The sequence below is a fragment of the Chitinimonas lacunae genome, from assembly GCF_042650885.1.
Lineage (GTDB): Bacteria > Pseudomonadota > Gammaproteobacteria > Burkholderiales > Chitinimonadaceae > Chitinimonas_A > Chitinimonas_A lacunae.
Genome location: NZ_JBHSBU010000001.1, coordinates 1319198 through 1344682, shown reverse-complemented (window position 1 = coordinate 1344682; position 25485 = coordinate 1319198). Strand labels below are relative to the sequence as shown.

Below are 25485 nucleotides of genomic sequence, written 5' to 3'. Positions count from 1 at the left end.
GACGCGAAGTGAGCGCCATTGGTCGAGGCCGGAATGGAGGAGATGGCGCTGGCAAGATTGGTCGGATGATTGGGCGTTGTCTGGCTGATCTGGATGGGATGCTGGGTTGCTGTTGATAAGGTGAAGGCGGATATTATTTATTTATGTTTCCGTTGCTTTCTAAATGTGGAAAACAAATTGCACAAAAGTTTTATTTTTGTCAGGAAGGCTTGTTGATAGGGCTGGAGGCGATAATCCTGTTGAAGACGTCCGATCCTGTCGGGCGTCATGAATTCTGCCGCGTTCGTCTGGGAAGGGAAGGGCGGGAACCTGCATTGCTGAACAAGTTTTCAGTGTTCTGTAGATCAAACACTTTTGTCCGGCCACCGTTGTGGTACGGGTGAGCTGTGAGTGGTCCTGGGGTCTCCGGCAGACCATTGAAAATCAATGGCTTGAATTCGACGGCCTTCCATCAAAGCCTGATTCTCATCCGTCATTAATTCGAGCGCTTGCTTGACAATCTGTCATGGCAAAAGTATGTTTCAAACAATCGTTTGATCGAACTAGGCGTGCGTGCTTCAATAAAAAAGGCGGTACGCCGACGCTCGCGACGAAGGAGACAGATTGAAGGCCATGAACGGGACCGGAGAAACCAAGCAGTTCGACACCGCTACCCGCATTCTCGATGCGGCCGAGGTGCTGTTCGTTGAACACGGTTTCGAGGCGACTTCGATGCGGATGATCACTCAGCGCGCCGAAGTGAACCTTGCAGCCGTCAACTACCACTTCGGCAGCAAGGATGCGCTGTTCCAGGGTGTCTTCACCCGGCGGCTCACCCCGCTCAACGAACTGGCGGTATCGAATCTGGATCAGCTCGAACGCGCCGCTGCGGGTAAACCGCTAGCGGTTGAAGCCATTGTCGGCGCCTTTATGGGCGCAGCCCTCGAAATTGCCCACGACCCCAAACGGGGCGGTGTGATCTTCGTGCGCTTGCTGAGCCGGACCTTTATCGAACCGCATCCGGTGCTGAAGGAGACGCTGCCACGGCATTACGCCGAACTGGTGGGGCGCTACGCCAGCGCATTCGGCCGTGCCCTGCCGCAATTGGGCGAAGCCGAACTGCAATGGCGGATCAACTTCGCATTCGGTGTGATCTTCAACGCCTTTGCCGGCAACAACATCCTGCGTCTGTTCAGCCAAGACGTGGTGATCAATGCGCGCGACCCGCGCCTGATCGCCACCTATCTGGTGCCTTTCGTCGTCGCCGGCCTGACTGCGCCCAGCGGGGCGCAGTCGGCCTGAATGGCCGCCACGGTTTTTAGTAGTTAAAGCAAGTATCTGGAAGGAAAGACTCCTATGGCCCTGACCCTTTTGATTGTGGTCCTGGCGATTCTGGCGCTCGGCTATTTGCGTGCGCCTCTGATCGTTTGGACTGCCGCCGCCCTGGGCGGCATCGCCTACGGCGTATTCGCCGGCGGCTGCCATATCGGCTGGCTGATCGGTGCCGCCGTGATCGCCGCTGTCCTCAACCTCAAACCGCTGCGCCGCGCACTGCTGACCGGCCCGATCTTCGGCGTGTTCAAGAAGATCACCCCGGCCATGTCGCAAACCGAGCAGGAAGCCATCAATGCCGGTACCGTCTGGTGGGATCGCGACCTGTTCAGCGGCAAGCCCGACTACCAGCGCCTGCACCAGTTCCCGGCCCCGAAGCTCAGCCCCGAGGAGCAGGCCTTCCTCGACGGTCCGACCGAAGAGCTGTGCCGCATGATCGACGACTGGAAGATCACCCATGAACTGAAGGATCTGCCGCCCGAAGTGTGGCAGTTCATCAAGGACAAGGGCTTCCTCGGCATGATCGTCAAGAAACAGTACGGCGGCCTGGAATTCTCCAACTATGCCCACGCCCGCATCGTGACCAAGATCGCCACCCGTGGCGGTACAGCGGCCGTGTCGGTGATGGTGCCCAACTCGCTCGGCCCGGGCGAACTGCTGCAACACTACGGCACCGAAGCCCAAAAGAACTACTATCTGCCGCGCCTGGCCAAGGGCGTGGAAGTGCCTTGCTTTGCCCTGACCAGCCCCTACGCCGGCTCCGACGCCGGTGCCATCCCCGACTTCGGTGTGGTGTGCCGTGGCTCCTATACCGACCCGCGTACCGGTGAGCAGCACAACGACGTGCTGGGTATCCGCGTCACCTGGGAAAAGCGCTGGATCACGCTGGCGCCGGTGGCCACCATCCTCGGTCTTGCCTTCAAGCTGTACGACCCGGATCGCCTGCTCGGCGACAAGGAAGACGTGGGCATCACCTGTGCCCTGGTGCCGACCGAACACGTCGGCGTGCAGATCGGCCGTCGTCATTGGCCTGGTGGTTCGGCCTTCATGAACGGCCCGACCTGGGGTCGCGATGTGTTTATTCCGCTGGACTGGATCATCGGCGGCAAAGCCTACGCCGGCCAAGGCTGGCGCATGCTGGTCGAGTGTCTGTCGGTCGGTCGATGCATCTCGCTGCCGGCCATGTCGGTGGCCTCGGGCAAGTACGCCAGCTTCGTCACCGGTGCCTATGCCCGGATCCGCGAACAGTTCGGTCTGTCGATCGGCAAGTTCGAAGGCGTGGACGAGGCCATGGCACGCATCGGCGGCATGACCTACCAGATGGATTCGGCCCAGCGTCTGGCGCTGACTGGCCTTGACATGGGCGAAAAGCCCTCGGTGCTGTCGGCCATCCTCAAGTATCACAACACCGAACGCATGCGTAAGGTGCTCAACGACGCGATGGACATCCACGGCGGCAAGGCCGTCGTGCTCGGGCCGCGCAACTATCTGGCCCGTGGCTATCAGTCGATTCCGATCGGTATCACGGTCGAAGGCGCCAATATTCTGACCCGTAGCATGATCATCTACGGCCAGGGCGCGATCCGTTGCCATCCGTTTGTGCTGCGTGAAATGAAGGCGGCACTGTCTAACAACGCCGCCGAGTTCGATGATGCCTTTATCGGCCATATCGGCTTTGTCGGCTCCAATGTGATCCGCTCGCTGGTGCTGGGTCTCACCGGGGCCCGCATCGCCGGCAGCCCGCGTTCGGGCGCCACGGCACAGTACTACCGCGATATCACCCGTTTCAGCTCGGCCTTTGCCCTGTTGTCGGATATGGCGATGTTCAGCCTGGGCGGTTCGCTCAAGTTCCGCGAAAAGCTGTCGGCCCGTCTGGGCGATATGCTGTCGGCGCTGTATCTGGCCACTGCTGCGCTCAAGCGCTTCGAAGACGACGGCGCTCCCAAGGCCGACCTGCCGCTGGTGAAGTGGGCGGTCGAGCAGGCACTGTACGACTGCCAGCAGGCTATCGACGGCTTCCTCGACAACCTGCCCAACCGTCTGCTCGGTCTGGCGCTGCGTCCGCTGATCTTCCCGCTGGGCCGTCACTTCAAGCCCGCTTCGGACAAGACCGGCACCGAAATCGCCCGTCTGCTGATGGAGCCGGGCGAAGTGCGCGATCGCCTGACCCGCGACGTGTTTATCCCCGAGTCGGAAAACGATGCAGTCGGCGTACTCAACCACGCGCTCAAGGCCCATATCGCCGCCGAGGCGACCGAAGCCAAGCTACGCAAGCTGCAACGCGACGGCAAGTTCAAGGCGCTCAACGCCAAGGGCCGGCTCGACGAGGCGCTTCAGGGCGGGATGATCACCCAGGCCGAGTTCGACATGGTTACCCGGGCTCGTCGTCTCAAGCGTGAAGTCATCATGGTGGATGATTTCGACTACACGCTGACTCATCACGACACCCAGTTGTCCGAGCGTCAGCCGGTCTAAGGGTCGTGTCGTATCGGCGCTGCGCCGTGGCGGGCGGGGCGGCGCCGAGCAAGCGCGCGCTATGCAGGCTATGTTATGCTCGCGCCAGCTTCTGCGGCCGCCGCTTTCTGAGGCGGCCGCCTATAAAAACAAAATTCCCGCCAACCACCACTTCCATCAAGGAGCGAATACGATGAGGAAGAATCACGCATTGCGCCTGTCGGCCCTGTTGATCGGCGCCGCGTTTGCCTCTCAAGCCTATGCATCTGGCTACCATTTCGGTACCCAGTCGGTCAGTGCCCAGGGCACGGCCAACGCCAGTGGTGCTGCGGCTGAAGACGCTTCTACCGTGTTCTACAATCCCGCCGGCCTGTCCTATCTGAAGGGCACCAGCGTATCCGGCGTGCTCAATATCGTGCTGCCGAGCGGCGACTACCGCGACCGTGGCAGCCACACCCTGGCGCTGCCGGGGATCGCTCCTAACGGTTATTCGACCGGCGGCGGCAATGGTGGCGATTTCGTGAAGCCCACCGCCGTGCCGCATGCCTATATGGCACATCAGGTCAGCGACAAGCTGGCCTTCGGCTTTGGCCTGTTCGTGCCGTTCGGTTCCAAGACCAAATACGACGACAACTGGGCCGGCCGCTACAACGTGATCGAAACCGAGCTCAAGACCATTGCGCTCAACCCCTCGTTCTCGTTCAAGGTCAGCGACGGCTTCAAGATCGGCGGCGGTATCACCGCCCAACATATCGAAGGCAAGCTCAAGAAGGCTGCCGACTTCGGTACCGGTGCCGTCGGCCTGCTCGGCGGCACGCTGACCGCGCCGCAACTGGCCCAACTGGCTCCGCTGCTGGCCGGCAACCCGGCCTTCTCGGGCAATGTGAAGGTCAAGGGCGACGACTGGGGCTTTGGCTGGAACCTCGGCATGATGTTCGACGTTGATCCGAGCTTCCGTGTCGGCCTCGCCTACCGCTCCAAGATCCGCCACGAACTCGCCGGCCATTCCGACTGGACCGTGCCCCAAACCTTTGGCAACCTGGCCCAGTTGGGCGCTGCCGGCGCCATCGTCCAGGCTCAGCTCAATGCGCTGTACTCCGACAGCGGTGCCGATCTGGCCGTCGATACGCCCGAGTCGCTGTCGTTGTCGTTCCATAAGCAGTTCACCGACCGCTTTGCGCTGATGGGCGATATCACCCGTACCGGCCATGCGCGCTTCCAGGAACTGCGCATCGACTTCCATAACACCCTGGCCGATTCCAATACTCCAGAAAACTGGGGCGATACCACCAAGGTCTCGTTGGGCGGCACCTACAAGATGTCCGACCAGCTGTTGCTGCGGGCTGGCTTTGCCTACGACAACTCGCCGGTGAACGACGGCAACCGTACCCCGTCGATCCCCGATGCCGACCGCAAGTGGTTCTCGATCGGCGCCAACTGGGCGATGTCGAAGGACAGCTCGCTCGATGTGGCCTATTCCTATGTCCACGTCGGCAAGCCTTCGATCAACAACTACGACAATGGCGGCCTGGCCAACGGTGCTTGCGATCGTCTGCGCAACACCTCGAGCTGCGCCACCATCATCGGTGAATACGACGTCAAGTCCAGCATCCTGGGCGTGCAGTACAACTACCGCTTCTAAGCGGCGCTGCCGCGGCCGGTCCGGACGTGGCACAAATAGACCGGACGCGCTGTTGGCGCGTCCGGCATCGAATGCCGCAGCCTTGGCTGCGGCTTCGCCGGATCGATTGCTTCCCGGCCGGGTTGGGAAAATCCAATCGCCCTGTCTTGCCAAGTTACCAAGCAAGCGCTAGGCTGAAACAAACGTTTGAAGACGGTGGTCTATGATCATGGATACCGTCGCAGCGGTTGGATTTTGCGAGCCCCCCGAATCGCCCTGCGGCGATGGCAGTGGTGACGCTACGATCGCTTCATCGAGATTGACCTGACAATCGAGGAACCCCATGTCTCAGAACAAATTCATCGTCCGTAAGGTCGCCGTGCTCGGCGCCGGCGTGATGGGCGCGCAGATCGCCGCCCACCTCGCCAACGCCGGCGTCGAACCCATTCTCTTCGACCTGCCTGCCAAAGAAGGCAACAAAAACGGGATCGTGCTGAAGGCGATCGAAAACCTGAAAAAGCAGAATCCTGCGCCGCTGTCGTCGAAGAGCCGTGCCGACTATATCCGTCCGGCCAACTACGACGACCATCTGGAACTGCTCAAGGAATGCGATCTGGTGATCGAAGCGATCGCCGAACGGATGGACTGGAAGCTCGGCCTCTATGAAAAAGTTGCCCCCCATCTTGGCGCCGACACCATCTTCGCCACCAATACCTCGGGCCTGAGCATCAACAAGCTGGCCGAAGGCTGCCCTGAGTCGATGCGTTCGCGCTTCTGCGGCATCCACTTCTTCAACCCGCCGCGCTATATGCATCTGGTGGAAATCATCCCGTGCGCCACCAGCGACAGCGTGATGCTCGACCGCCTGGAAGAATTCCTGGTCACGACGCTGGGCAAGGGCGTGATCCGTGCCAAGGACACCCCCAATTTCGTCGCCAATCGCATCGGCGTCTACTCGATGCTGGCCTGCATCCACAATGCCCAGAAATTCGGCATCCGCTTCGATGTGGTCGATGACCTGACCGGCCCGCGTCTGGGCCGTCCGAAGTCGGCGACCTTCCGTACTGCCGATGTGGTGGGTCTCGATACCTTCGCCCATGTGGTCAAGACCATGGACGACACGCTGCCCAACGATCCGTGGCACGCCCTGTTCAAGTCGCCCGAGTGGTTGCAGAAGCTGATCACCGCCGGCGCCCTCGGTGCCAAGACCAAGGTCGGCATCTACAAGAAGGAAGGCAAGACCAAGCTGGTGCTCGACCCGGCGTCGGGCGAGTACGTCGAAGCCAACAAGAAGGGCGACGACGCGGTCAAGGAACTGCTGAAGATCAAAGACCCGGCCAAGCGCTTTGCCAAGCTGCGCGAGTCGTCCAATCCGGAAGCCCAGTTCCTGTGGGCCTGCTTCCGCGATGTGTTCCACTATATCGCCTACCATCTGGCCGACGTGGCCGAGAATGCCCGCGATGTCGATTTCGCCATCCGCTGGGGCTTCGGCTGGAGCGAAGGCCCGTTCGAAACCTGGCAATCGGCCGGTTGGAAACAGGTGGCCCAGTGGGTCAAGGAAGACATCGACGCTGGCAAGACCATCGTCAACGCCCCGTTGCCGGCCTGGGTCGAGCAGCGCGACGGCGTGCACCAGACCGACGGTTCCTACAACCCGAGCCGTGACAGCGTGGAGCCGCGCTCGGCCCTGGCGGTCTACAAGCGTCAGCTGTTCCCGGCCCGCCTCAAGGGCGAAGCCGAGCCGAGCTACGGCGAGACCGTGTTCGAGAACGACGGTGTGCGCGCCTGGACCTACGGTGGCGACGATGTGCTGGTGGTGTCGTTCAAGTCCAAGGCCCACTCGATCGGCCCGGCCGTGCTCGAAGGCGTCAACAAGGCGATCGAACTGGCCGAGCAGCGCTTCAAGGGTCTGGTGATCTGGCAGACCGAAGAGCCGTTCTCGGTCGGGGCTGATCTGTCGAGCATGCTGCCGGCCTTTATGTCGGGTGACTGGGGCGCGATCGACAATATGGTCGCCGAGTTCCAGAAGACCTCGATGCGCATCCGCTACAGCCAGATTCCGGTGGTCGCGGCGACGCAAGGCTATGTGTTCGGCGGCGGCTGCGAATTCGTGCTCCATTGCGACCGCGTGGTGGCGGCACTGGAAAGCTATATCGGCCTGGTCGAAGTGGGCGTGGGCCTGCTGCCCGGCGGCGGCGGCTGCAAGGAATTCGCGCTGCGTGCAGCCCAGGAAGCCAAGGGTGACCTGTTCGCCTCGCTCAAGGACTACTACATGAACATCGCCATGGCCCAGGTGGCCAAGAGCGCCGAGGAAGGCCGTGATCTCGGCTTCCTGCGCAAGGCCGATGTGGTGGTGTTCAACCAGTACGAGCTGCTCCATGTGGCCAAGCAGCAGGTGATCGCGCTGGCTGAGTCGGGCTATCGTCCGCCGCTCAAGGTCAAGGGCTTCCCGGTAGCCGGCCGTGCCGGCGCAGCCTCGATCCGTGGCCAGCTGACCAACATGCTCGAAGGCGGCTTTATCAGCAAGCATGACTACTACATCGGCGCCACTATCGCCGATGTGATGACCGGTGGCGATGTCGAAGCCGGCACGCTGGTCGATGAGCAGTGGATTCTCGATCTCGAGCGCAAAGCCTTTATGACGCTGCTGAAGAACGAGAAGACCCAGGAGCGCATCGCCTACATGCTGCAAAACAACAAGCCGCTGCGTAACTGATCAGGCCAGCGCCTCCCGTGGAACGCATCGCCTCCGCCCGAGCGGGCGGGGGCCGGGGCGGGGCAGGACCCCGCCGCAAGATTGGAGAATCCGAAATGAGCAAGCAAATCCAGGAAGCCTATATCGTCGCCGCCACGCGCACGCCGGTCGGCAAGGCCCCGCGCGGCATGATGCGCTATGTGCGCCCCGACGACATGCTGGCCCACTGTATCCGTGAAGCAATGGCCCAGGTGCCGGCGCTCGACAAGAGCCTGGTCGAGGACGTGGTGGCCGGCTGTGCCTTCCCCGAAGCCGAGCAGGGTCTCAATATGGCCCGTATCTCGGCGCTGCTGGCCGGCCTGCCCGATACGGCCGGCGGCCTGACCATCAACCGCTACTGCTCCTCCGGCATCAATGCCGTGCAGATTGCCGCTGACCGCATCCGCACCGGCGAAGCCGATGTGATGATCGCCGGTGGTGCCGAGTCGATGTCGCTGGTGCCGATGATGGGCAACAAGATCGCCCTGAACCCGGAAATCTTCGCCAAGGACGAAAACGTCGCCATCGCCTACGGCATGGGTCTGACTGCCGAGAAGGTGGCCGAGCAGTGGAAGGTCAGCCGCGAAGACCAGGACGCCTTTGCGCTCGAATCGCATCGTCGCGCCATGGCCGCTATCCAGTCGGGCGAGTTCCGCGACGAGATCAGCCCGCTCAAGGCGATCTATCGCAACCCGAATCTGGAAACCGGCGAAGTGTCGATCATCGAGAAGCTGCTCGATACCGACGAAGGTCCGCGCCCCGACACCACCCTCGAAGGTCTGGCCAAGCTCAAGACCGTGTTTGCCGCCAAGGGCTCGGTCACGGCCGGTAACAGCTCGCAGATGTCCGACGGCGCCGGCGCCGTGGTGCTGGTCAGCGAAAAGATCCTGAAGCAGTTCAACCTCGAACCGCTGGCCCGCTATGTCGGTTTCGCCGTCAAGGGCGTGCCGCCGGCCATCATGGGTATTGGTCCGAAGGAAGCGATCCCAGCTGCACTGAAGGGTGCCGGCCTGACGCTGGCGGATATTGCCTGGATGGAACTCAACGAAGCCTTTGCCGCACAGGCGCTGGCCGTGATCCGCGACCTGGGCCTCGATACCAGCCGCGTCAACCCGCTGGGCGGCGCCATTGCGCTGGGCCACCCGCTGGGCGCGACCGGTGCGATCCGTACCGCTACCCTGGTGCACGGCATGCGTCGTCGCGGCATGAAGGGCCAGCACGGTATGGTGACGATGTGTATCGGTACCGGTATGGGTGCCGCTGGCATTATCCAGTCGCTGTAAGCGGCGGCATCGTCGCGAAAAGCCGGTTGACCGCGAGGTTTGCCGGCTTTTTTCTTGCTGCGGCCCAGCAAAGGGTTCGGCTATGATGCGGTCATTCAGCGGCCGCAGACGGTCATCCCTATAACACTGCTTCGAAGGAGAACAATCGATGAAGAATCGGATCGCCCTGTTTGCCCTGTTGCTCAGCCTGAGTGCCGGTGCTGCCGAGATCGGCGGCGTCAAGGTCGACGATGCCGCCAAGGTCGGTGGTCAGGATCTGGTCCTCAACGGCGGCGGCATTCGGGTCAAGTTCGGCATTGCCAAGGTCTATGTCGCTGCCCTCTACGCCGCCCAGAAAAGCAAGGACGGCGATGCCGTGGTCAACGCTGCCACGCCGCGCCGCATTTCGCTGACCATGCTGCGCAACGTCAATGCGGACGATCTGCACGAGTCGCTGATGGATGGACTCAAGGAGAATTCGAGCGAAGCCGAGATGGCCGCCCTGGCGCCCAAAATCAAGGAAATGAACGCCATCTTCGCCGCGGTCAAGGAGGTCAAGGAAAAGGATGTGGTCCTGCTCGATTTCCTGCCGGGCAAGGGTACCCAGATCACCGTCCGGGGTCAGGTCAAGGATGTGATCGCCGGAGACGATTTCTCCCGCGCCTTGATGCGGATCTGGCTGGGCAGAAAGCCGGTCAGTTCCGATCTGAAGAAGGGCATGCTGGGCGGCTGATTACGCCGGCAAAGCCCAAAAAAAATCGCCGCTCGATTCGGAGCGGCGATTTTTTTTGAGGTTCGCCAGTTCCTTGTGCAGTTGGTTTTTGGCGAGCTTGCGCTTGGCTTTGTTCGTCTTGTCGTGGACGCCGCCTTTCTTCAGATAAGGCGACAGGCCGAGCGGATTGCGCGGCTTGATCAACATGGGCTTACTCCAGGGTGACTCAGGTAAAAGACGCAGCAGTCTGCCCGGTCGTGGGACTGACGTCAAGCTATGGGGCGCCTTAATGTCAAGAATCCCATTTTTTGTTGTGCTTGGACATAAAAATATATTTATTTGATAAATATTGCACCTTATCTTGCAGATGTTTTGCTGAATATTTTCATTTGTACTCCACTCCACCTCAGCCACGCAGACTCTTCTTCCCATCCAGCCGCTCACGCAGATGCGGCCGCTGCACCTGGGCCGTCAGGCCAAGCCGATGCAGCAGGGCATACAGACCCGAGCTGGAATAACTGATGCCATAGGTCTCCCTGAGCCAGGCGCGCAAGGTATTGCCGGTCCAGCAGGAAATGCCCAGCGAGGGCGGCGGGCCGTCCTTGATGCATTGCCGCAGCCCCGCTTCCTGCTCGGCATTGAGCTTGGGTGGCGCTCCTGAGCGGGTCCGGTCGCGTAGACCGGGCAGCCCCTCGGCGTTGTAGCGGTGTATCCAGGCCCGCAATTGACTTTTCTCCAGCCCGAACAGGCCGGCTGTCTCCAGCACGTTATGGCCCAGCCGCAAATGCCGGATTGCCAACAAGCGTGATCGCACCCGACCTTCCGGCTCGTGCCGGGCAGCAGTCTCCAACTCGTCCATGGGAACCGCGTCGCTGATGACAAGGCGTGGCTGAGGCATGGGGCGACTCCAACAAGGGGGCGATGAAATGAGTTTAGTAAGTTTGCGAGCCATGTCAGTGCAGGAAACGGGGAATGATTGGCAAAAAGAAGCCCGCTAAATCCTGCACTTGCCACCGCTTTCGACAATTCGCTCCCACTGTCTGCCTAAAACCCTCCACCTCCTCCGCTCAGCTGGCCGCTCGCTGGCCGATCCGGCCGGCAAGAAGCCGGTCAGCGTACTTTTCCACGGTGGCGGCTCCAGCGCGGACACTGGCCCATCTCCGCAAACCCCGAAGTCTGATCGGCCAGGCAACCAGCATTGCTGGCGGCTCCGCTGGCAACGGCAATGCCTCCATCAAGTACCGCTGAGCGAGCCGGCTTGGAGCCGAGCTCAGGTCGGCCGGAAGCGGTTATCCGCTAAATCCTGCTCCCGCTGCTTCGTCCTTATCAGGGCAGGACCACTACAACGGTTGAGTTAGAAGGAGGAATAGAGATGGGACGTTTTGAAGGGCAGGGATCAAACGAATACGATCAGCGCATCCGCCGCTTGATCCCGGGTTATGCGCTGCTTCATGAGCTGTCGCAGGCGCAGTTGCTGACCCGTTTGCCGCAAGAGGCCGAGATTCTGGTGGTCGGGGCCGGCACCGGCAGCGAAATTCTGTTATTGGCAGCGCAACGACCGGCCTGGCGGTTCATCGCGGTCGATCTGTCGGCGGATATGCTGGCGATTGCCCGGCAACGATTTATCGAGGCGGGAATAGTGGATCGGGTGCAGCTCCATAGGGGCGAGCTTGCCAGCCTGCCTTTCACCACCCCCGCCGATGCCGCCTTGCTGCTGCTGGTGCTCCACTTTATTCCTGGCTTTGCGGACAAACAGGCGCTGACCAGCGCGATTGCCCAGCGCCTCAAGCACGGCGCGCCACTGTTGACGGCTGATCTGATGCGTCCTGCCGACCCGCTGGAGCGCACCATCCACGGCAGTGCTTCGGCTTTATTGGGACTGACGCCCGATGGCGTGGCGACGATGCTGGCAAGGCTGGAGAGCGATTTCTACCCGCTCGATACGGCAGAGCAGCGGATGCTGTTCGAGAATGCGGGCTTTATCGATGCTGTGCCGTATTTCCAGGCGCTGAGCGTGCAGGGGTGGGTGGCTTTGCGGCGCTGAGGGCGGCCGTACAGGATTGGTCGGGCTTCGACTCCCTAGCGCTTCCCCCGGCACTGCCGGGGGGCTGATCGGCAGAACCAGAGGTTTTGTGTTTAAAGCGGAGTCGCCGTTAGCGCCTTTTCCTCTCAATCGGCGTTCCCAGCAACGCTGCTTGCTCGGCCTAAACCTGACGTGCCATATCCAGTTCCACCGATGCCGAGTTTTCCGGAGATCTGCTAAGCACTGGTTGAGTGTCACGGCTGCGCTTTGGGGGCGGGATGCGCTGACGCCGGATTGGCTGCCAATACGCTAGGCCGGTTTATGCAGGGTATCGAGCAGGCGGCGGAATTGCAGTCGGAACGGCTCGGCCGAGAAGGCGCTGATGCGCTCGATATGGCGGCCAAGGAAGGGTTCGCGGCGGACCAGCGACAGAAAGCGCGGGACGCGAATCGCCGAGTTGATCAGGGTGCCGCGTTCGGCGCTGATCACGCCGCAGTAGAAAGTCACTTGCAACAGGGCACGGAAGGCCACGGTTTCATTGGGGTCGCGCACCATATCGAGCAGCAGCCGCTCGGCGGCCGGGCCTTGCTGCGGGCGCAGCAGTGAAGCGAGGCAGATGCGCCAGTTGGCGGGCCGTTTGCTCCACTGCAATTCGAGTTCGATCCAGTCGGCGTAAGAGAATTGGCCCAGCCAATTTTCTGCCGCCTCGTATGGGCCGTCGTTGGCCTCGTCCATCGAGACAATGTCGGCATCGCGCAGACAGTTGTCGAACTGCTTGAATTTCATGATGTTGCTCATCAGATGACCTTCGCTTCACAGATACCTTGGCTGCATCGGTTCGGTGCCAAACCGGGTATTTTGTCACTTTTGCAAGAATTTCTTATTCTATTGGCTAAATACCTTGCAGTTATTTTGCACAATATTTTCTATATAAATGGCCGGTTCAATCGCCGTGGCGGAATTTGCTGATTTCCTGCTGTAGTCGCTCGGTCAGGCCATGGAGGCTTTCCGAGCCGTGGCGCATGCGCTGGGTAGCCAGATGGCTCTCCTCACTCATTCCGGCGATGCGCTCGACTTGTCTGGCGATTTCGACCGTACCGAGCTTGTGCTCGCGCAAAGCATCGGCGATCGCGGTGATGGCCTGCCCCTCGGCTTCGGCATCGCGCAGAATCTCCGCGATGGCGGTGCCGGCCTGGCCGGCCAGGGTGCTGCATTCCTGAACACGCGCCATGGTATTGCCCATGCTCTGGACTGCCTCGCTGCCGTTCTTGCCGATCCGGCCGGCCATGGCCTGGATATCGACCGTCGCGAGTGCCGTGCGTTCGGCGAGCTTTCTGACTTCATCGGCCACCACCGCAAAGCCGCGGCCGGCTTCACCTGCACGGGCCGCTTCGATGGCGGCGTTGAGGGCCAGCAGATTGGTCTGCTCGGCGACGGCCTTGATGACCGATACCACCGAATCGATCTGTGCCGCATCGCTGCCCAGCGTCTGGACTTTGGCCGCCGCGGCATTGACCGCCTGCTCGACCGAACCGATACGTTCCACCGTACTGCGGATCTGCGAAGCGCCGTCCTGGGCCAGTTTGCGGGTCTGCTCGCCCAGTTGATGGGCTTGTTGGGCGCTGTCGCTGATATGGCCGATGCTGTCGGTGATCTGCTGGATGGCGGCAGCCATCGAGCTGGTGGCGTCGTTGCCGCGATGCGATAGCTCGGCGGTCTGGCTGGAGATGCCGGCCATGCTATGGGCCTCGTCGCGCACTTCGGCCACGGCCTGGGAGGCAGTGCGGACCAGGGCGCCGATGCTGCTGATCAGGGCGTTGTAGCTGGCGGCGATCTTGACGTTGATGCTATGGAGCAGCCAGAGACTGGCCACTGCCGCTGCCAGCAGCACCAGCACGATGGTGGTCAGGGTGCCGATGCGGGCGCTACGGTAGTCCTCCTGCGCCGTAGCGAAATTGCGACCGCCTTCGCGCAATTGCAGTTCGACCAGTTTGCTGATGGCATCGGAGACCGGGTCGATCGAAGGGTAGAGCTGCTGGCGCGCCAGCCGGTCGATTTCGGCGGCATCCTGTTTTTCCAGGGCGGCGTCGATGGCGCTGGTAAGGGTGTCGGCGCGGCCGGTGGCGGCGTTGGCCACTTCGACCAGTTGTTGTTCTTCGGGCAACACCACTTGGGTGCGGTAGCGCTGCCAATGCTCGCTGATGCGCCGCCGTGCTTCGGCCAGATTGGCACGCGCCTGGGCCGGAGTGATGGAGCCGTGGTTGGCTTTGTGGGTGGTGTCAACGATATTGACCGCGTACATATCCGCCACCACCTTGAGATCGTTGAGCGGCAGCATGCGCGAGCGGTGGGTTTGCTCAAACCAGTGATTGATACGCTGCTGGGTATACAGACTGTGCAATCCCAGAGCAGCGATGACCACCAACAGACCGCCTACCAGAACGATCAGCTTGCTGCGTATCTTCACGGTCTTTCTCCAGTCCGAAGCGAACGATGTTCATCACCCGTTTCCCGCGCTGGTATCGGGTCGGTTGTTTATATAATATTTTTATTAAAAAATGCAAATGTCATTGTCTGGTGGCTTGCAAGGCTGAGCTGACAATGAGGCGATTTCTTTGAAAAAAAACGATTCATCGCGCCGTCAATTGCCATTTTTATAGCAGTGCGAGGCGGGCTTTTCCGGTCAAACTTTGATATGAAGCAAGATACGGCTGGGGCGGACTGCTTACAGTTGCCGTTTTCCTATATTCCCCCGCTCCATGGCCATTACGCTTTATGAAGACGGCGACCACCGTTGCCTGCTGTTTTCCGATCTGGTTGACGACGCTGACGACGAGGCCGTTCAGGCCAATCAATTTCTGCTGATGTCAGGCGGTGAAGGGGCCTTGATCGATCCGGCCGGTAATATGACCTACAACGGCTTGATCATGGCCATGGCTCAATACTTTCCGGCACGCGACCTTAAATACATCCTCGCTTCCCATGCCGACCCCGATATCGTCGCCTCGCTCAATAAATGGTTGGTGACGACGCGCTGTACCCTTCTGGTCTCGAAGTTGTGGGCGCGCTTCGTGCCGCATTTCTGTAGCGCCGGCAATACGGCCGGGCGGATCGTCGGCCTGCCCGACGAAGGGCTGCGCTTTTCGCTTGGCCTCACCACGCTGGTGGCGCTGCCTGCGCATTTTCTACATGCCGAAGGTAATTTCCATTTTCTCGACACCCGGGCGCGGATTCTGTTTTCCGGCGATATGGGCGCCTCGATGGTGCCGCATCAGGCAGTCGAGACGCCCGTGGTCGGCCGCGCCGCGCTGCGTGACCATCTGCGAACCATGGAAGCCTTCCATCGCCGCTATATGGTGTCGAACAAAGCCTGTCGTCTGTGGGCGGCGATGGTGCGGCCGCTGGTGGAACGCGGTGAGATCGAACAGATGGTGCCGCAGCACGGGCGTCGTTTCGTCGGCCGTGAGGCCATCCTGGCCTTTCTTGACTGGATTGCCGTGCTCGAATGCGGCATCGACCGTTTTGAAGCGGAGAACTATCGGGTGCCGGCCTAAGATGGAAAATAATGTGCAAATTACTTGCTAGATATGATTCGTAAAATAGAATAAAGAATATATTTGTGTCCGGGGTTGGTGCATGAGTCATTCAGATGAGCTAAGCAGGCAAAAGCAGATAAAACGAAGCCGACGCGGATTCGCGTCGGCTTGTCAGTAAGGCGGCCCGGGCCGCCTTCGAGGGAGAACGTGGCGCTGCCGTCTGGGGCAGCGCTACAAACATTCAAGACAGGCTGAGTAAGGTCAATATAGCCAGGGAAGACCCAAATGCAAGACGTTTTCGGCGCAGATTCCCTAGTTTTTTTGCGAAATTGCCGTCAGAGCCGCCTAGCTGTCGGGGATTTGGCTGGCAAACCGTCCAATCACCCCATCGAGAACGGCTTTGGACGGGCGAAAACGGCTGTTTCCAGCGTGGTCCGGCAGCTTTGGACGGGGGAGGAACGCCAGATGCTGGTCAAACGGGAAACCGCTGCTGGAGGCAGTGCGGGCGGCGGGTTTTCCATGAGCATGGGTTGACTGAGCCGGGGTGGCGTCCGCTGCCACCCGCTCTTATCACGAGGGCCGTTATGTCTGAGCCGCTGCGACTGTTTCTGGCTGTCTATCCGCCATCCGAACTCAAACCGGCTTTGAGCCGGCTGGCTGTTGGCTTGCAGCAGGACTGCGGTGGCCGTCCGGTCGCGCCCGAGGCGCTGCATCTGACGCTGGCTTTTCTGGGCGACACGGCAGCTGAGCGTTTGCCGGCCTTGCAAGCGGCACTGGCTGCGCTGAAGTTCGCGCCATTTACCCTGTGTTTGGCCCGTTTGGCCCGTTGGGACAATGGCGTGGTGTGGCTGGGGCTGGCTCAGGACAGTCCGGCGCTGGCCGAACTGGCGCAGGCGGTGCGCACAGCATTGGAGCAGGCCGGATTGGGCTTTGACCGTAAACGCTTTACACCGCATCTCACTTTGCTGCGGCGCTCCGTGCGCGCGGTGCCGGCGACGGTGACAGCGGCTTTCGAGTGGACCGTGCGGGATTTTGCCTTGGTGCAATCGCAACCGGGGCAGGCCGGATCATCGTACCGTGATCTGGCCCGCTTCGCGGCGAGTGCGGCTGGCGATTGATAATTTTGCCATCGCCGCCTGTGCAAGCCAGCGTAATGGTTGGGTGGGGACTAGGGTGAACCCTGGCTAGGGCTCGAAGCTATTGCAAAACGGCTCAGTTCTCCCGATATTCGCAACAGGACGTCCGTCGACGTCCATTGCGCGGAGGGTTGAATCATGTTGACGATTTTCGATATGGCAAGCGGTAGCCTCGAAGCCCCCCGCAGCGCCCCGGCACAGGCAGCCCAGGTGAACTGTCCGGAGCGGGCGGTGCCGGTGGTACAGCCCAGGCTGCTGACCGTGGATGAAGCCATGGCAGCCGAACGGCTGCGTCTGCCGCCTCGGGGCCAGTACCACCGTTGAGGCGTGTGCTCAACCATCCTGCCGCGCAGCGAGCGCGGCAGCGGCTTTCGAAGCTGGGCTGCGGCCCAGCTTTTCATTGATGAAGCGTCCGGCTGCGGCCAGTTTCTCCAGATCCACCCCAGTCTCGATTCCAAGACCGTTCAACAGATAGACCACATCTTCCGTCGCCACATTTCCGCTGGCGCCACGGGCATACGGACAGCCTCCGAGCCCTGACGCCGAGCTGTCGATGGTGGCGACGCCCTGCTCCAGCACCGCATACAGATTGGCCAGCGCCTGACCCCAGGTATCGTGGAAATGCGCCGCCAGCTTGGCGATGGGCACTTCGGCCGCGACTGCCTCGATCATCCGGCGCGCCTTGAGTGGGGTGCCCACTCCGATGGTGTCGCCCAGCGAAATCTCGTAGCAGCCCATCTGATAGAGGGCCTTGGCCACCTTGACCACTTCCTCGACCACCACCTCGCCCTGGTAGGGGCAGCCCAGCACGCAGGACACATAACCACGCACCGCCACCCCGTCGGCATGGGCGGCCTCGATCACCGGGGCAAAGCGGGCGAGGCTCTCTTCGATCGAGCAATTGATGTTTTTGCGCGAAAACGCTTCAGAGGCCGCCCCGAACACGGCGATCTCGTCGCCGCCGGCAGCGCGGGCGGCCTGGTAGCCCTGCATATTGGGCACCAGCACCGGATAGCGAACGCCGGGCCGCCGCCGCAGGCCGCGCATGACCGCCTCATGATCGGCCATCTGCGGCACCCATTTGGGGGAGACAAAGGCCGTGGCTTCGATCACCGCCAGACCCGTTTCGCCGAGCAGGTCGATAAAGGCCAGCTTATCGGCCGTCTCGACCGGGATTTTCTCATTCTGCAAGCCGTCGCGCGGCCCGACTTCGACGATCTTCACCTGCTGCGGAAAAGCCATGGATACCTCGTGGAACGGTTGTAACGGACCGGTCGCGCCGGACGAGCCGGCATCTTAATACGGGCCGCGCCGCCAGCGTTGCCGGGTCACGGGGTTTGGTAGCTGATCCGATACACTGCACCGGCGAAGTCATCCGATACCAGCAGACTGCCGTCCGGGGCGTTCAGGATATCGACCGGGCGGCCCCAGGCCTTTTCGTCCTGCATCCAGCCTTCGGCAAAGGTACGGTAGCCAGTGGCGCGTTCGCCTTGCACCGTCACCAGTGTGAGCCGGTAGCCCGATTTCTTCGAGCGGTTCCACGAGCCGTGTTCGGCGATAAAGATCTGTCCCCGGTATTCGGCCGGAAACTGGCTGCCCCGATAAAAGCGCATGCCCAGTGCCGCCACATGGGGGTCGAGTTTTTGCTGGGGTGGGACGAACTGGCGGCACGGGCGCTCCTCGCCGAATTCCGGGTCGGCAATATCGCCGCCGTGGCAGTAGGGGTAGCCAAAATGCTGACCTGCCTGATCGGCCCGGTTGAGTTCATCGGGCGGAATATCGTCGCCCATCAGATCGCGGCCATTGTCGGTGAACCAGAGCTTGCTGCTGCCCGGTTGCCAGTCAAAACCCACCGTGTTGCGCACGCCGATCGCGTAGGGTTCGGGCCTGGCGGCCGTTTCGACCCGCATGCGCAGGATATTGGCAAAGCGCTCAGGCGGCCGTTTGCATAGATTGCACGGGGCGCCGACGCCGATATACAACAGCCCGTCAGGACCGAACCCGATAAAGCGGCCGCCATGGTGATTATTGTCGGGCAGGCCGTCGTAAACCGTTTCCGCGGCGGGTGGATTGTCGAGCCGGCTTTCGATGCCGGGCAGACGCACGATACGGTCAACTGCCGACACATACAGGCTGCCCTGGCGGAAAGCCACACCGATGGGCCGGTTCAGATTGCGCAGCAGCACCACCGGCTCGCGCGCCCCGGGCTTGAGGGCGTAGACCTTGCCTTCGGCCATGCTGCCGACAAACAGGGTGCCTTGTTCGCCCCAGGTCATGGCGCGGGCGTTGGGAATCCGGGCCAGCAGCTCGATCCGGAAACCGGGCGGCAGCTTGATGCGGTCAAGCGGCAATGGTTCTTCGGCGCTCGCTGGCGGACTCAGCGCAAGAACAGTGAACAAGGCGAGAACGGCGATACGCGACATGATGTCCTCCTCGGCAGAACGGTCGCAGCCGCCGCAGCAAGCGGCGCACCCGACGCTATTGCAGCATGAAGGTCTCGTATTCGAGCGAATCGATCTTGCGGTCGAGCACCAGCATGGCCACCGTCACCGTCAGCAGCATGGCCAGCGCAAAGCCGTAGCCGAAGAATGGCGCGCCCAGCCGCAGACTGAGTGCGGTCAGGCTGATATTGGCCACCAGAAACAGCAGGGTCAGCCCCAGCACGATACGGCGGCGATCGAGATAGAAAAACACATTGAGCAGTCCCAGAAACACCACCTGTAGACCCGCCGACACTACATCGACATACAGCAGCGGCAGATGGAGCTGCGAAATCCCCAGGCTGTCGAGCAGCGCGGGACCGAGCGCAAACACCAGCAAGATGGCGATGCCCTGGATCTTGACGATCTCGGCTACCCCCTGGCGGATCGTGGCAACCATCTGGTTGCGCGTCTCTTCGATATAACGCAGCGTTTCGCCTTCGCGGACAGCGTTGTAGAACTTCTCGTAATACTCGACGAAATCGGTTTCCATTCGCACCAGAAACACCGCCATCCCGGGAATGATCGACAGATAAGCCAGGAAAATCGGAAAGTCGTAGATTTCCGACGCCCGCAGCGGCCCGATGACTGCCGTCGAGGTATGCGGGTAATACCAGAAGATCAGCTTGTCGCTCCAGATTCCCAGGTTGTAGAGAAAGCCGATCCAGATCAGGCTGGGATATTGTTTGCGCGCCTGCAGAAAGTCGAAGCGCACGAAGTCGGCACCGGGGAAGTCGCGCAGCACCAGCACCATCATGCCGTACAGCAATATTCCCTGGCCTAAGAAGAAACCGCCCAGCAGGCCCTCGAGACCCCACGGCCGCAGCGCCAGTGCCGCCAGCACGGTGATGCCGTAGCCCAGCAGGAACATCGCCAGAATCGCCTTGTAGCGCTTCATGCCCGAGAGAAAGATCGCTGCGATCCAGATATCCGACATCACCACAAACGTTCCGGTCAGCAGCAGCCGGTAGATCACGCTCTCACCCTGGAATAGCAGCAAAGCCGCCAGCCCGCCCAACAGGCCGCTGGCGCAGGTGGTGATCAGGATGGCGCCGTGGAAATTGGCCAGCACCAGGTAATCTTTATGCTCGAACAGGCGGTCGGCGATAAAACGGGTGAAGGCGAGCTGGAGAAAACCGGTCAGTATCAGGCTCAGCGCCATCAGATAGGTCACCGATACCTGGAACTGGATGATCAGGTAATGCGGCACCACCACTGCCAGACTGAAAAAACCGATCAGCAACACACCCAGAATCGACAATATCCACGGCCCCGAGCTGATCAGCCCGGCGTAGAGATAGCCCTGGAACAAACCCAGATAGCCCTTGCGGTTCAGCAGCTTGCGCAGTTCAAAGCCTATGCCGGCCATGGGGTTTCCTTATTCGGTCATTTTTGTGCCAAATGTCTGCAAGACATGAAGGGGTAAATAATAATTTTTTAAAATTTTCTATTTTTCTGGCTTGAGATGGCGTGCAAAGACTGCGGCACCCCACCGTCTGCTACCCGCTTTCTTTCCTGTTTCGTGCGGCAAGGTCGCCTGGGTGTCCGCGGCACGGGACAGGGCAGCGCTGCGCATGCTGACTGGTTCGGACACGCTGCGCTATCCGAGGCTTTCGGCCCGCCCCGGTGTCCGTTGCTGTCCGGATGGAAAAGGACAGCGTCTAGTGCGGCAGGGCCGGGCTTTGCGCCAGCAATTCCCCGTACAGATCGCGGTAGCGTCCGAACATCAGATCATCGGTGTAATAGCGTTCCACCCGGCAGATGGCGGCCTGCTGGCAGCCCTGCCAGAGCGCGAAATCCTTGAGCAGACGCAGACAGGACTTGCCGAGCGCCTCAGGATTGGCGATCGGCACCACATCGCCCGAAGGCCCGATGGCCTGGTCTTCGGCATCGAGACCGAAGATCAGCTGGCGGCACGAGCCGACATCGGTGGTGACGCCCGGGATGCCCGCGGCGTAGCCCTCGAGCAGCGACAGGGGCAGTGCTTCACTGATCGAGCTGAGCACCAATAGCTTGACCTTGGGAAAGATGTCCTCGGGCTTTTGAAAGCCGAGGAACTTGACCCGGTCGGCCAGTCCCAGGCCCTGGGCCAGGGCGCGGCATTCCTTGGCGTAGTCGGGGTCTTCGTTGTCGGGGCCGACGATCCAGCCTTCGGCCTCGGGCAGCTGGTTCACCACGGTGCGCATGGCCCGGATAAAGGTCTTGATGTCCTTGATCGGCACCACCCGGCCCAGCAGGCAGAGCACAGGCGGGCTGTCGGGTGCGTCGCTGCGCACGCTGCGGATCGGGGCGAAGCGGTTGAGCTTGATGCCGTTGGGGATATTGAGGGTGCGCTCGGCCGGGGCGCCGTCTTCGATCTGGCGCAGCCGGTTGTTCTCGTACAGGGCGACGATACGGTCGGACGCCTGGTAGCAGGCCAGGCCCAGCCCCTGGAAGAAGCGTATCCACAGCGTGCGGAAATAGCTCAGTTCCGAGGCGTGTTTCTGGAATACATCGCGGTTGTCGCGCACCCAGGCGCTCTGGAACAGATCGATCTTGCGCTCCTTGGTATAGATGCCGTGCTCCGAGGTCAGCAGCGGCCGGCCGCGATGCTGTTTGAGCAGTGCGCCCAGATAGCCGGCGTAACCGGTCGAGATCGTATGGTAGAGCCGTACCGGGATCAGGGTCTGGGTGACCTTGGCCAGCGTCCACAGCGGCTCGTGCATCGAGCGCACGGTCCAGAAATAGTCGACGAAGGACGGATCGGTACAGCGCTCGCGGTATTGGCGGCAGATATAGTCCCAGGCGGTGCGGGCGTAGAGAAATTCGTCGCGGCCGACGTCCTCGCGCGCCAGCAGCATCTCGGCCAATTGGCGAAAGACCGCATCGCCGCCGCTGCCGCGGCCCTGGCGGAACCAGTCGTGCAGCTCGGCCACGGTGGCGATGGTCTGCGCATCGCCGGCGCGTGGCCGGGCCTCGGCTTCGCTGTGCGGGGTGTGCAGGAAATGGGTTTCCAGATGGACCACATTGGGTGGCATCTGATAGCGCGGCTCGCCGTATTCGTCGGCCTTGCTGCCAATGAACACCAGGGCGAAGCGGTAGTCGGAGAACGCGGTCACCATCTGGTGCACCCAGCTCGATACCCCGCCGCTGATATAGGGGTAGGTGCCTTCGAGCAGCAGGGCGATATCGGCAGAGCGGGCACGTCGCTGGGCAGGATTGGGGTCGGTCATGGTGTGAGCGTAGTGGGGCTGGTGCTGGCCGGGCCAGTCCAATAACGGTGCAGGGCGGCGATCAGCGGCGAGGGGCCGGCCGAGGCCATCTGGTTCATCAACTGGCGCACGGCGGCATAGTCGCGCTGGCGCCAGGCATGTTCGGCCAGATAGGGCAGGATGCTGTCGTAGGAATAGCCAAACAGCCGCGCCGCCGCAAAGGCTTCGGCGGCGGCTTCATAACGGCCACGCTCGTGGCGGATCTTGCCCAGCAGCATCCACAGGGCGGCATCGTTGGAGCGGCGGTCGAGGCTGGCAAAGACCAGCCGTTCGGCTTCGTCGAGCGTATAGCGCCACATATCGCCCTGGACGAGCTGGTTATGCACCAGTTCCCAATGCAATTGTGCGAGCTTGCGGTCACGCTCGAACTCGGCCTCTTCATCGCCTTCTTCGACATATTGGTGCTGGAGCTGGTGGATGCGCTCGCCAATCTCGCGCTCCTGACTCGACAGGATGCCGTAGGCGACCAGGCGGATATCGTCGGTATCGCCGGCCAGGGCGCGCTGCAGCAGCGGATTGGCCATGCGGCGCGGCATGGCCTGGGTGGTCAGCAGCGCCCGCATCCGCACTTCAAGGCCGGCGCCGGCGTTAAATAGCAGCGCCTTGATTCCGCCCGCGGCATAGGCGCGCGGCGACTGCCCCTGGCCCGAGCGGTAGTTGGGCGGCTCGACTTCGCCAAACGGGGCGTAGTGGATGCGCTGCCGCACCCGCCGCGCCAGCAGCGCCGACAGCAGCAGGCCAAGCACGCTGATGCAGGGGATGAAGAAGCACAGCGAGAAAAACAGCAACAGCGGCAGCCTGGCCGGAATCTGATAGTGCGGCGGCAGGCTGAAGCGGCAGGCCCAGGCGAATACCCAGCAGCACAGACCATGCACCAGCAGCAGCGTGGCGACCCGCCACGGCTCGTCCGGACCTGCCGCCAGCGCCGCAAAGGTGCCGAGATCGACGGCGCTGGCGTAATAGAGCAGCTTGGCCGCGCTCATGACGGTACGCCGGTAGCGCGCAGCTCAGCCGGCAGCGCGCTCAGCGCCTTGCTGATCAGTTCGCGCAGATCGCGGCCGCCCACCGGCTGGACATGGACCCGCCGGTGCTGCAAGGCGAAATCGCCGCCATGGAGATCGTCGAGCCATTTGGCGATCCGCTGTAGATAGCCATCCACGCCCGCGGCATTGGTCATCGGCAGCAGCGACAGCACAGCGCTCTGTCCGCTTCCCGGAAACAGCCAGACCCCATCGAGCCCGCGCCGCATCCGGCGGATCGCCTCGATGGTGTCGTTGCCGGCCGGGTGCGAGAACACTTGCAGCACCAGCCAGCTCTCGATCTGCGCCTGGCGGGCCAGCAGCGCCAGCTTGCCCAGTTCCTCGGCGAAGTCGGCCGGGCAGTCGGGCCGCTGTGCCAGCAACTGGCGGGTGGCCAGCGGCTGGGCCAGGCTGTCGGCCAGATAGCTGGTCAGCGCCGTCATCATCAGCAAGGTTTCCTGATGCAGCGCGAAGAAACCGATATGCCGCACGGCGATCAGCCCGAGCAGACGATCATCCGAGGTCAGGACTGGTGCCACCACCTGATAGGCGGTTTCATGCTGACGGCCGATCGCTTCGGTTTCGAGATGGGTCAGCAGCTTGCGCTCGAGGCAGTGCCGCACCATGGCATCATCGACGGCAAGCCGCTGCAGGGCTTCCTCACCGGGATTGGCCCCCAGATAAGCCAGCGGGTCGGGTGAATCGAGCGGAAAACGGTAATAGCCGGCCTGCTCGATGCCGCAGAACTGGTTGAGCAGACGCAGGAAGGCGTCGGCCTCGGTCGGGTTGAGTTGCTCGGTGGTTTCACTGGCGCTGTGCTGCCGCCGGGCGAGCTGCGATTTCAGCGCATCGAGTGCATCGCGCATGGTAGTTGGCTTGAGCAGGAACTCGTGCTCCAGCCGGTCGTGCGACAGCTTGACCAGATAGTAGTTATTGGAAACCCGCCGCAGCCGCTCGTACAGATAGTCGTTGGTCTCGCTGACCCGGCGCAGGCGGATTTGCCAGTTGCCCGAGAATTCTCCGGCCAGCATGGTGGCGATCAGCCCGCCCAGATAGTAGAGCTTGGGAAATTCGCCAAAGGCAGCGAGAGCATAGCGCTGGCCTACCCACCACCAGGCCAGCAGCAGGGCGGTGGAAAACAGGCCGGCGCTGACCCCGTAGCGCAGCGCCAGCAGCCAGGGGGCGAACCAGGGCCAGGGCCAGCCGCTCTGGCGGCCCAGCGGGTCGTCCGGGTTGAGCCAGGTACACAGGCCGGCCGTAGCGAGCGTCAGCAGCAGGGTTTCCAGTGCCGCCCAGGCGAAATCGACCTCGCCATGCAGGGCAAAGCGGGCCGACAGACTGCGACGTAGCCGGGAAAGCCGACCCGGCAGCGGAGCGGTGGTACGGCTCATCGTTGCGGCAGCTTGGCTTTCTCGAGCAGCGACCCGATCAGTTTCTGACCAACGCCAGCGAGCGATTCGCGGCTCCAGCCGGTTTTACCGCCGACGCCGCTCCAGACCGTGCGGCCGGTCTCGACCTCGATCACGCTGAGGCTGACCCCGACAGCCGGCTCGCCATCCATGCCCACCTTGTAGCGCCATTCATCGACGGCGCCCGTGACGGCATAGCGCACGCCTTCGCGCTTGGCCCAATCGAGCGCATTGGCGAGCACCTTGCGCTCGGCCGGCTCGAACAGGGTCTCCGGATTGAGATCGGCCGGATAGCGGCGCAGGCCGGCCAGGCCTTGGGCCTGGAGCAGCGCATAGGTGATCGATTCGGCCCGCAGTCCCGCTTGCGGGGTCTCGGTATTGTTGACGATAGGCAGCAGCGCCCACTGGGCATCGGTCTGGTAGCTCGGCGGCTGGCTGGCCTGCAGGGTGGCGCAGCCGGCCAGCCACAGTGCGGCGAGGCCGGCGGCAAGACGGGGCGGAAGGGAGGGCAGGGCGTTCACGGTCGAATCCTTGTTG

Annotated in this window: 22 protein-coding genes; 11 read left to right on the top strand and 11 right to left on the bottom strand. The window is 61.9% G+C overall.

The features are described from left to right. Window positions 1-612 precede the first annotated feature (612 nt). The 6 genes from ACFOW7_RS05760 to ACFOW7_RS05735 all read left to right on the top strand — a co-directional run bounded on the left by ACFOW7_RS05760 (window position 613) and on the right by ACFOW7_RS05735 (window position 10115). Entirely contained in the window at window positions 613-1281 is a 669-nt protein-coding gene (locus ACFOW7_RS05760) for a TetR/AcrR family transcriptional regulator (RefSeq protein ID WP_378162004.1), read from the top strand. A 54-nt stretch (window positions 1282-1335) separates the two neighbouring features. Continuing rightward, window positions 1336-3786: an acyl-CoA dehydrogenase gene (locus ACFOW7_RS05755; RefSeq protein ID WP_378162001.1), complete on the top strand. Its 2451-nt coding sequence runs from the start codon at window positions 1336-1338 to the stop codon at window positions 3784-3786. Window positions 3787-3958: 172 nt separating this feature from the next. Then, window positions 3959-5407, top strand: coding sequence for an OmpP1/FadL family transporter (locus ACFOW7_RS05750; protein WP_378161999.1), 1449 nt, complete (start codon window positions 3959-3961; stop codon window positions 5405-5407). A gap of 322 nt (window positions 5408-5729) precedes the next feature. Then, window positions 5730-8102, top strand: a complete 2373-nt coding sequence (locus ACFOW7_RS05745) for a 3-hydroxyacyl-CoA dehydrogenase/enoyl-CoA hydratase family protein (protein WP_378161997.1) — start codon at window positions 5730-5732, stop codon at window positions 8100-8102. A gap of 95 nt (window positions 8103-8197) precedes the next feature. Further along, a complete protein-coding gene (locus tag ACFOW7_RS05740) occupies window positions 8198-9403 on the top strand; it encodes an acetyl-CoA C-acyltransferase (protein WP_378161995.1) in 1206 nt (401 codons plus the stop codon). A 148-nt stretch (window positions 9404-9551) separates the two neighbouring features. Further along, complete coding sequence (locus ACFOW7_RS05735; RefSeq protein ID WP_378161993.1) at window positions 9552-10115, top strand: chalcone isomerase family protein; 564 nt, start codon at window positions 9552-9554, stop codon at window positions 10113-10115. Here ACFOW7_RS05735 and ACFOW7_RS05730 read toward each other — a convergent pair whose 3' ends face one another. After that, a complete protein-coding gene (locus tag ACFOW7_RS05730) occupies window positions 10116-10301 on the bottom strand; it encodes a hypothetical protein (protein ID WP_378161991.1) in 186 nt (61 codons plus the stop codon). Window positions 10302-10500: 199 nt separating this feature from the next. Continuing rightward, a complete protein-coding gene (locus ACFOW7_RS05725; RefSeq protein ID WP_378161988.1) occupies window positions 10501-10992 on the bottom strand; it encodes a helix-turn-helix domain-containing protein in 492 nt (163 codons plus the stop codon). A gap of 474 nt (window positions 10993-11466) precedes the next feature. On the opposite strand from ACFOW7_RS05725, the gene ACFOW7_RS05720 reads away from it, so the two are divergent. Then, window positions 11467-12138 (top strand): class I SAM-dependent methyltransferase, encoded by a 672-nt coding sequence (locus ACFOW7_RS05720; RefSeq protein WP_378161985.1) that lies wholly within the window; start codon window positions 11467-11469, stop codon window positions 12136-12138. Window positions 12139-12426: 288 nt separating this feature from the next. Here the strand turns inward: ACFOW7_RS05720 and ACFOW7_RS05715 are convergent, their stop codons facing one another. Next, on the bottom strand, window positions 12427-12915 hold the full coding sequence (locus ACFOW7_RS05715; protein WP_378161982.1) for a hypothetical protein: 489 nt from the start codon (window positions 12913-12915) through the stop codon (window positions 12427-12429). Between the two features lie 145 nt (window positions 12916-13060). Next, window positions 13061-14584 (bottom strand): HAMP domain-containing methyl-accepting chemotaxis protein, encoded by a 1524-nt coding sequence (locus tag ACFOW7_RS05710; protein ID WP_378161980.1) that lies wholly within the window; start codon window positions 14582-14584, stop codon window positions 13061-13063. Window positions 14585-14876: 292 nt separating this feature from the next. On the opposite strand from ACFOW7_RS05710, the gene ACFOW7_RS05705 reads away from it, so the two are divergent. The 4 genes from ACFOW7_RS05705 to ACFOW7_RS05690 all read left to right on the top strand — a co-directional run bounded on the left by ACFOW7_RS05705 (window position 14877) and on the right by ACFOW7_RS05690 (window position 17113). Continuing rightward, window positions 14877-15671, top strand: coding sequence for an MBL fold metallo-hydrolase (locus ACFOW7_RS05705; protein ID WP_378161978.1), 795 nt, complete (start codon window positions 14877-14879; stop codon window positions 15669-15671). A gap of 267 nt (window positions 15672-15938) precedes the next feature. After that, window positions 15939-16187 (top strand): hypothetical protein, encoded by a 249-nt coding sequence (locus ACFOW7_RS05700; protein WP_378161976.1) that lies wholly within the window; start codon window positions 15939-15941, stop codon window positions 16185-16187. Between the two features lie 50 nt (window positions 16188-16237). After that, on the top strand, window positions 16238-16771 hold the full coding sequence (gene thpR / locus ACFOW7_RS05695) for an RNA 2',3'-cyclic phosphodiesterase (protein WP_378161974.1): 534 nt from the start codon (window positions 16238-16240) through the stop codon (window positions 16769-16771). A gap of 156 nt (window positions 16772-16927) precedes the next feature. Next, window positions 16928-17113 (top strand): hypothetical protein, encoded by a 186-nt coding sequence (locus ACFOW7_RS05690; protein ID WP_378161972.1) that lies wholly within the window; start codon window positions 16928-16930, stop codon window positions 17111-17113. A gap of 9 nt (window positions 17114-17122) precedes the next feature. Here the strand turns inward: ACFOW7_RS05690 and ACFOW7_RS05685 are convergent, their stop codons facing one another. From ACFOW7_RS05685 to ACFOW7_RS05655, 7 genes are all read right to left on the bottom strand, one after another. Beyond that, entirely contained in the window at window positions 17123-18031 is a 909-nt protein-coding gene (locus ACFOW7_RS05685) for a hydroxymethylglutaryl-CoA lyase (RefSeq protein WP_378161970.1), read from the bottom strand. Between the two features lie 86 nt (window positions 18032-18117). Beyond that, window positions 18118-19212, bottom strand: a complete 1095-nt coding sequence (locus ACFOW7_RS05680) for a PQQ-dependent sugar dehydrogenase (protein ID WP_378161968.1) — start codon at window positions 19210-19212, stop codon at window positions 18118-18120. A 55-nt stretch (window positions 19213-19267) separates the two neighbouring features. Next, the gene (pelG, locus tag ACFOW7_RS05675; protein WP_378161965.1) at window positions 19268-20638 is read right to left on the bottom strand and encodes an exopolysaccharide Pel transporter PelG; all 1371 of its coding nucleotides are present in this window, start codon (window positions 20636-20638) and stop codon (window positions 19268-19270) included. Between the two features lie 292 nt (window positions 20639-20930). Further along, window positions 20931-22481 carry a GT4 family glycosyltransferase PelF gene (gene pelF / locus ACFOW7_RS05670; protein WP_378161963.1) on the bottom strand — a complete coding sequence of 517 codons (1551 nt, stop codon included), beginning with the start codon at window positions 22479-22481 and terminating at the stop codon, window positions 20931-20933. After that, window positions 22478-23503 (bottom strand): hypothetical protein, encoded by a 1026-nt coding sequence (locus ACFOW7_RS05665; protein WP_378161961.1) that lies wholly within the window; start codon window positions 23501-23503, stop codon window positions 22478-22480. Before ACFOW7_RS05665 ends, pelF begins: the two co-directional genes overlap by 4 nt. Next, window positions 23500-24930 (bottom strand): PelD GGDEF domain-containing protein, encoded by a 1431-nt coding sequence (locus ACFOW7_RS05660; RefSeq protein WP_378161958.1) that lies wholly within the window; start codon window positions 24928-24930, stop codon window positions 23500-23502. Before ACFOW7_RS05660 ends, ACFOW7_RS05665 begins: the two co-directional genes overlap by 4 nt. Then, the gene (locus ACFOW7_RS05655; protein WP_378161956.1) at window positions 24927-25469 is read right to left on the bottom strand and encodes a hypothetical protein; all 543 of its coding nucleotides are present in this window, start codon (window positions 25467-25469) and stop codon (window positions 24927-24929) included. The genes ACFOW7_RS05660 and ACFOW7_RS05655 overlap by 4 nt, the downstream gene beginning before the upstream one ends. Window positions 25470-25485: the final 16 nt, after the last annotated feature.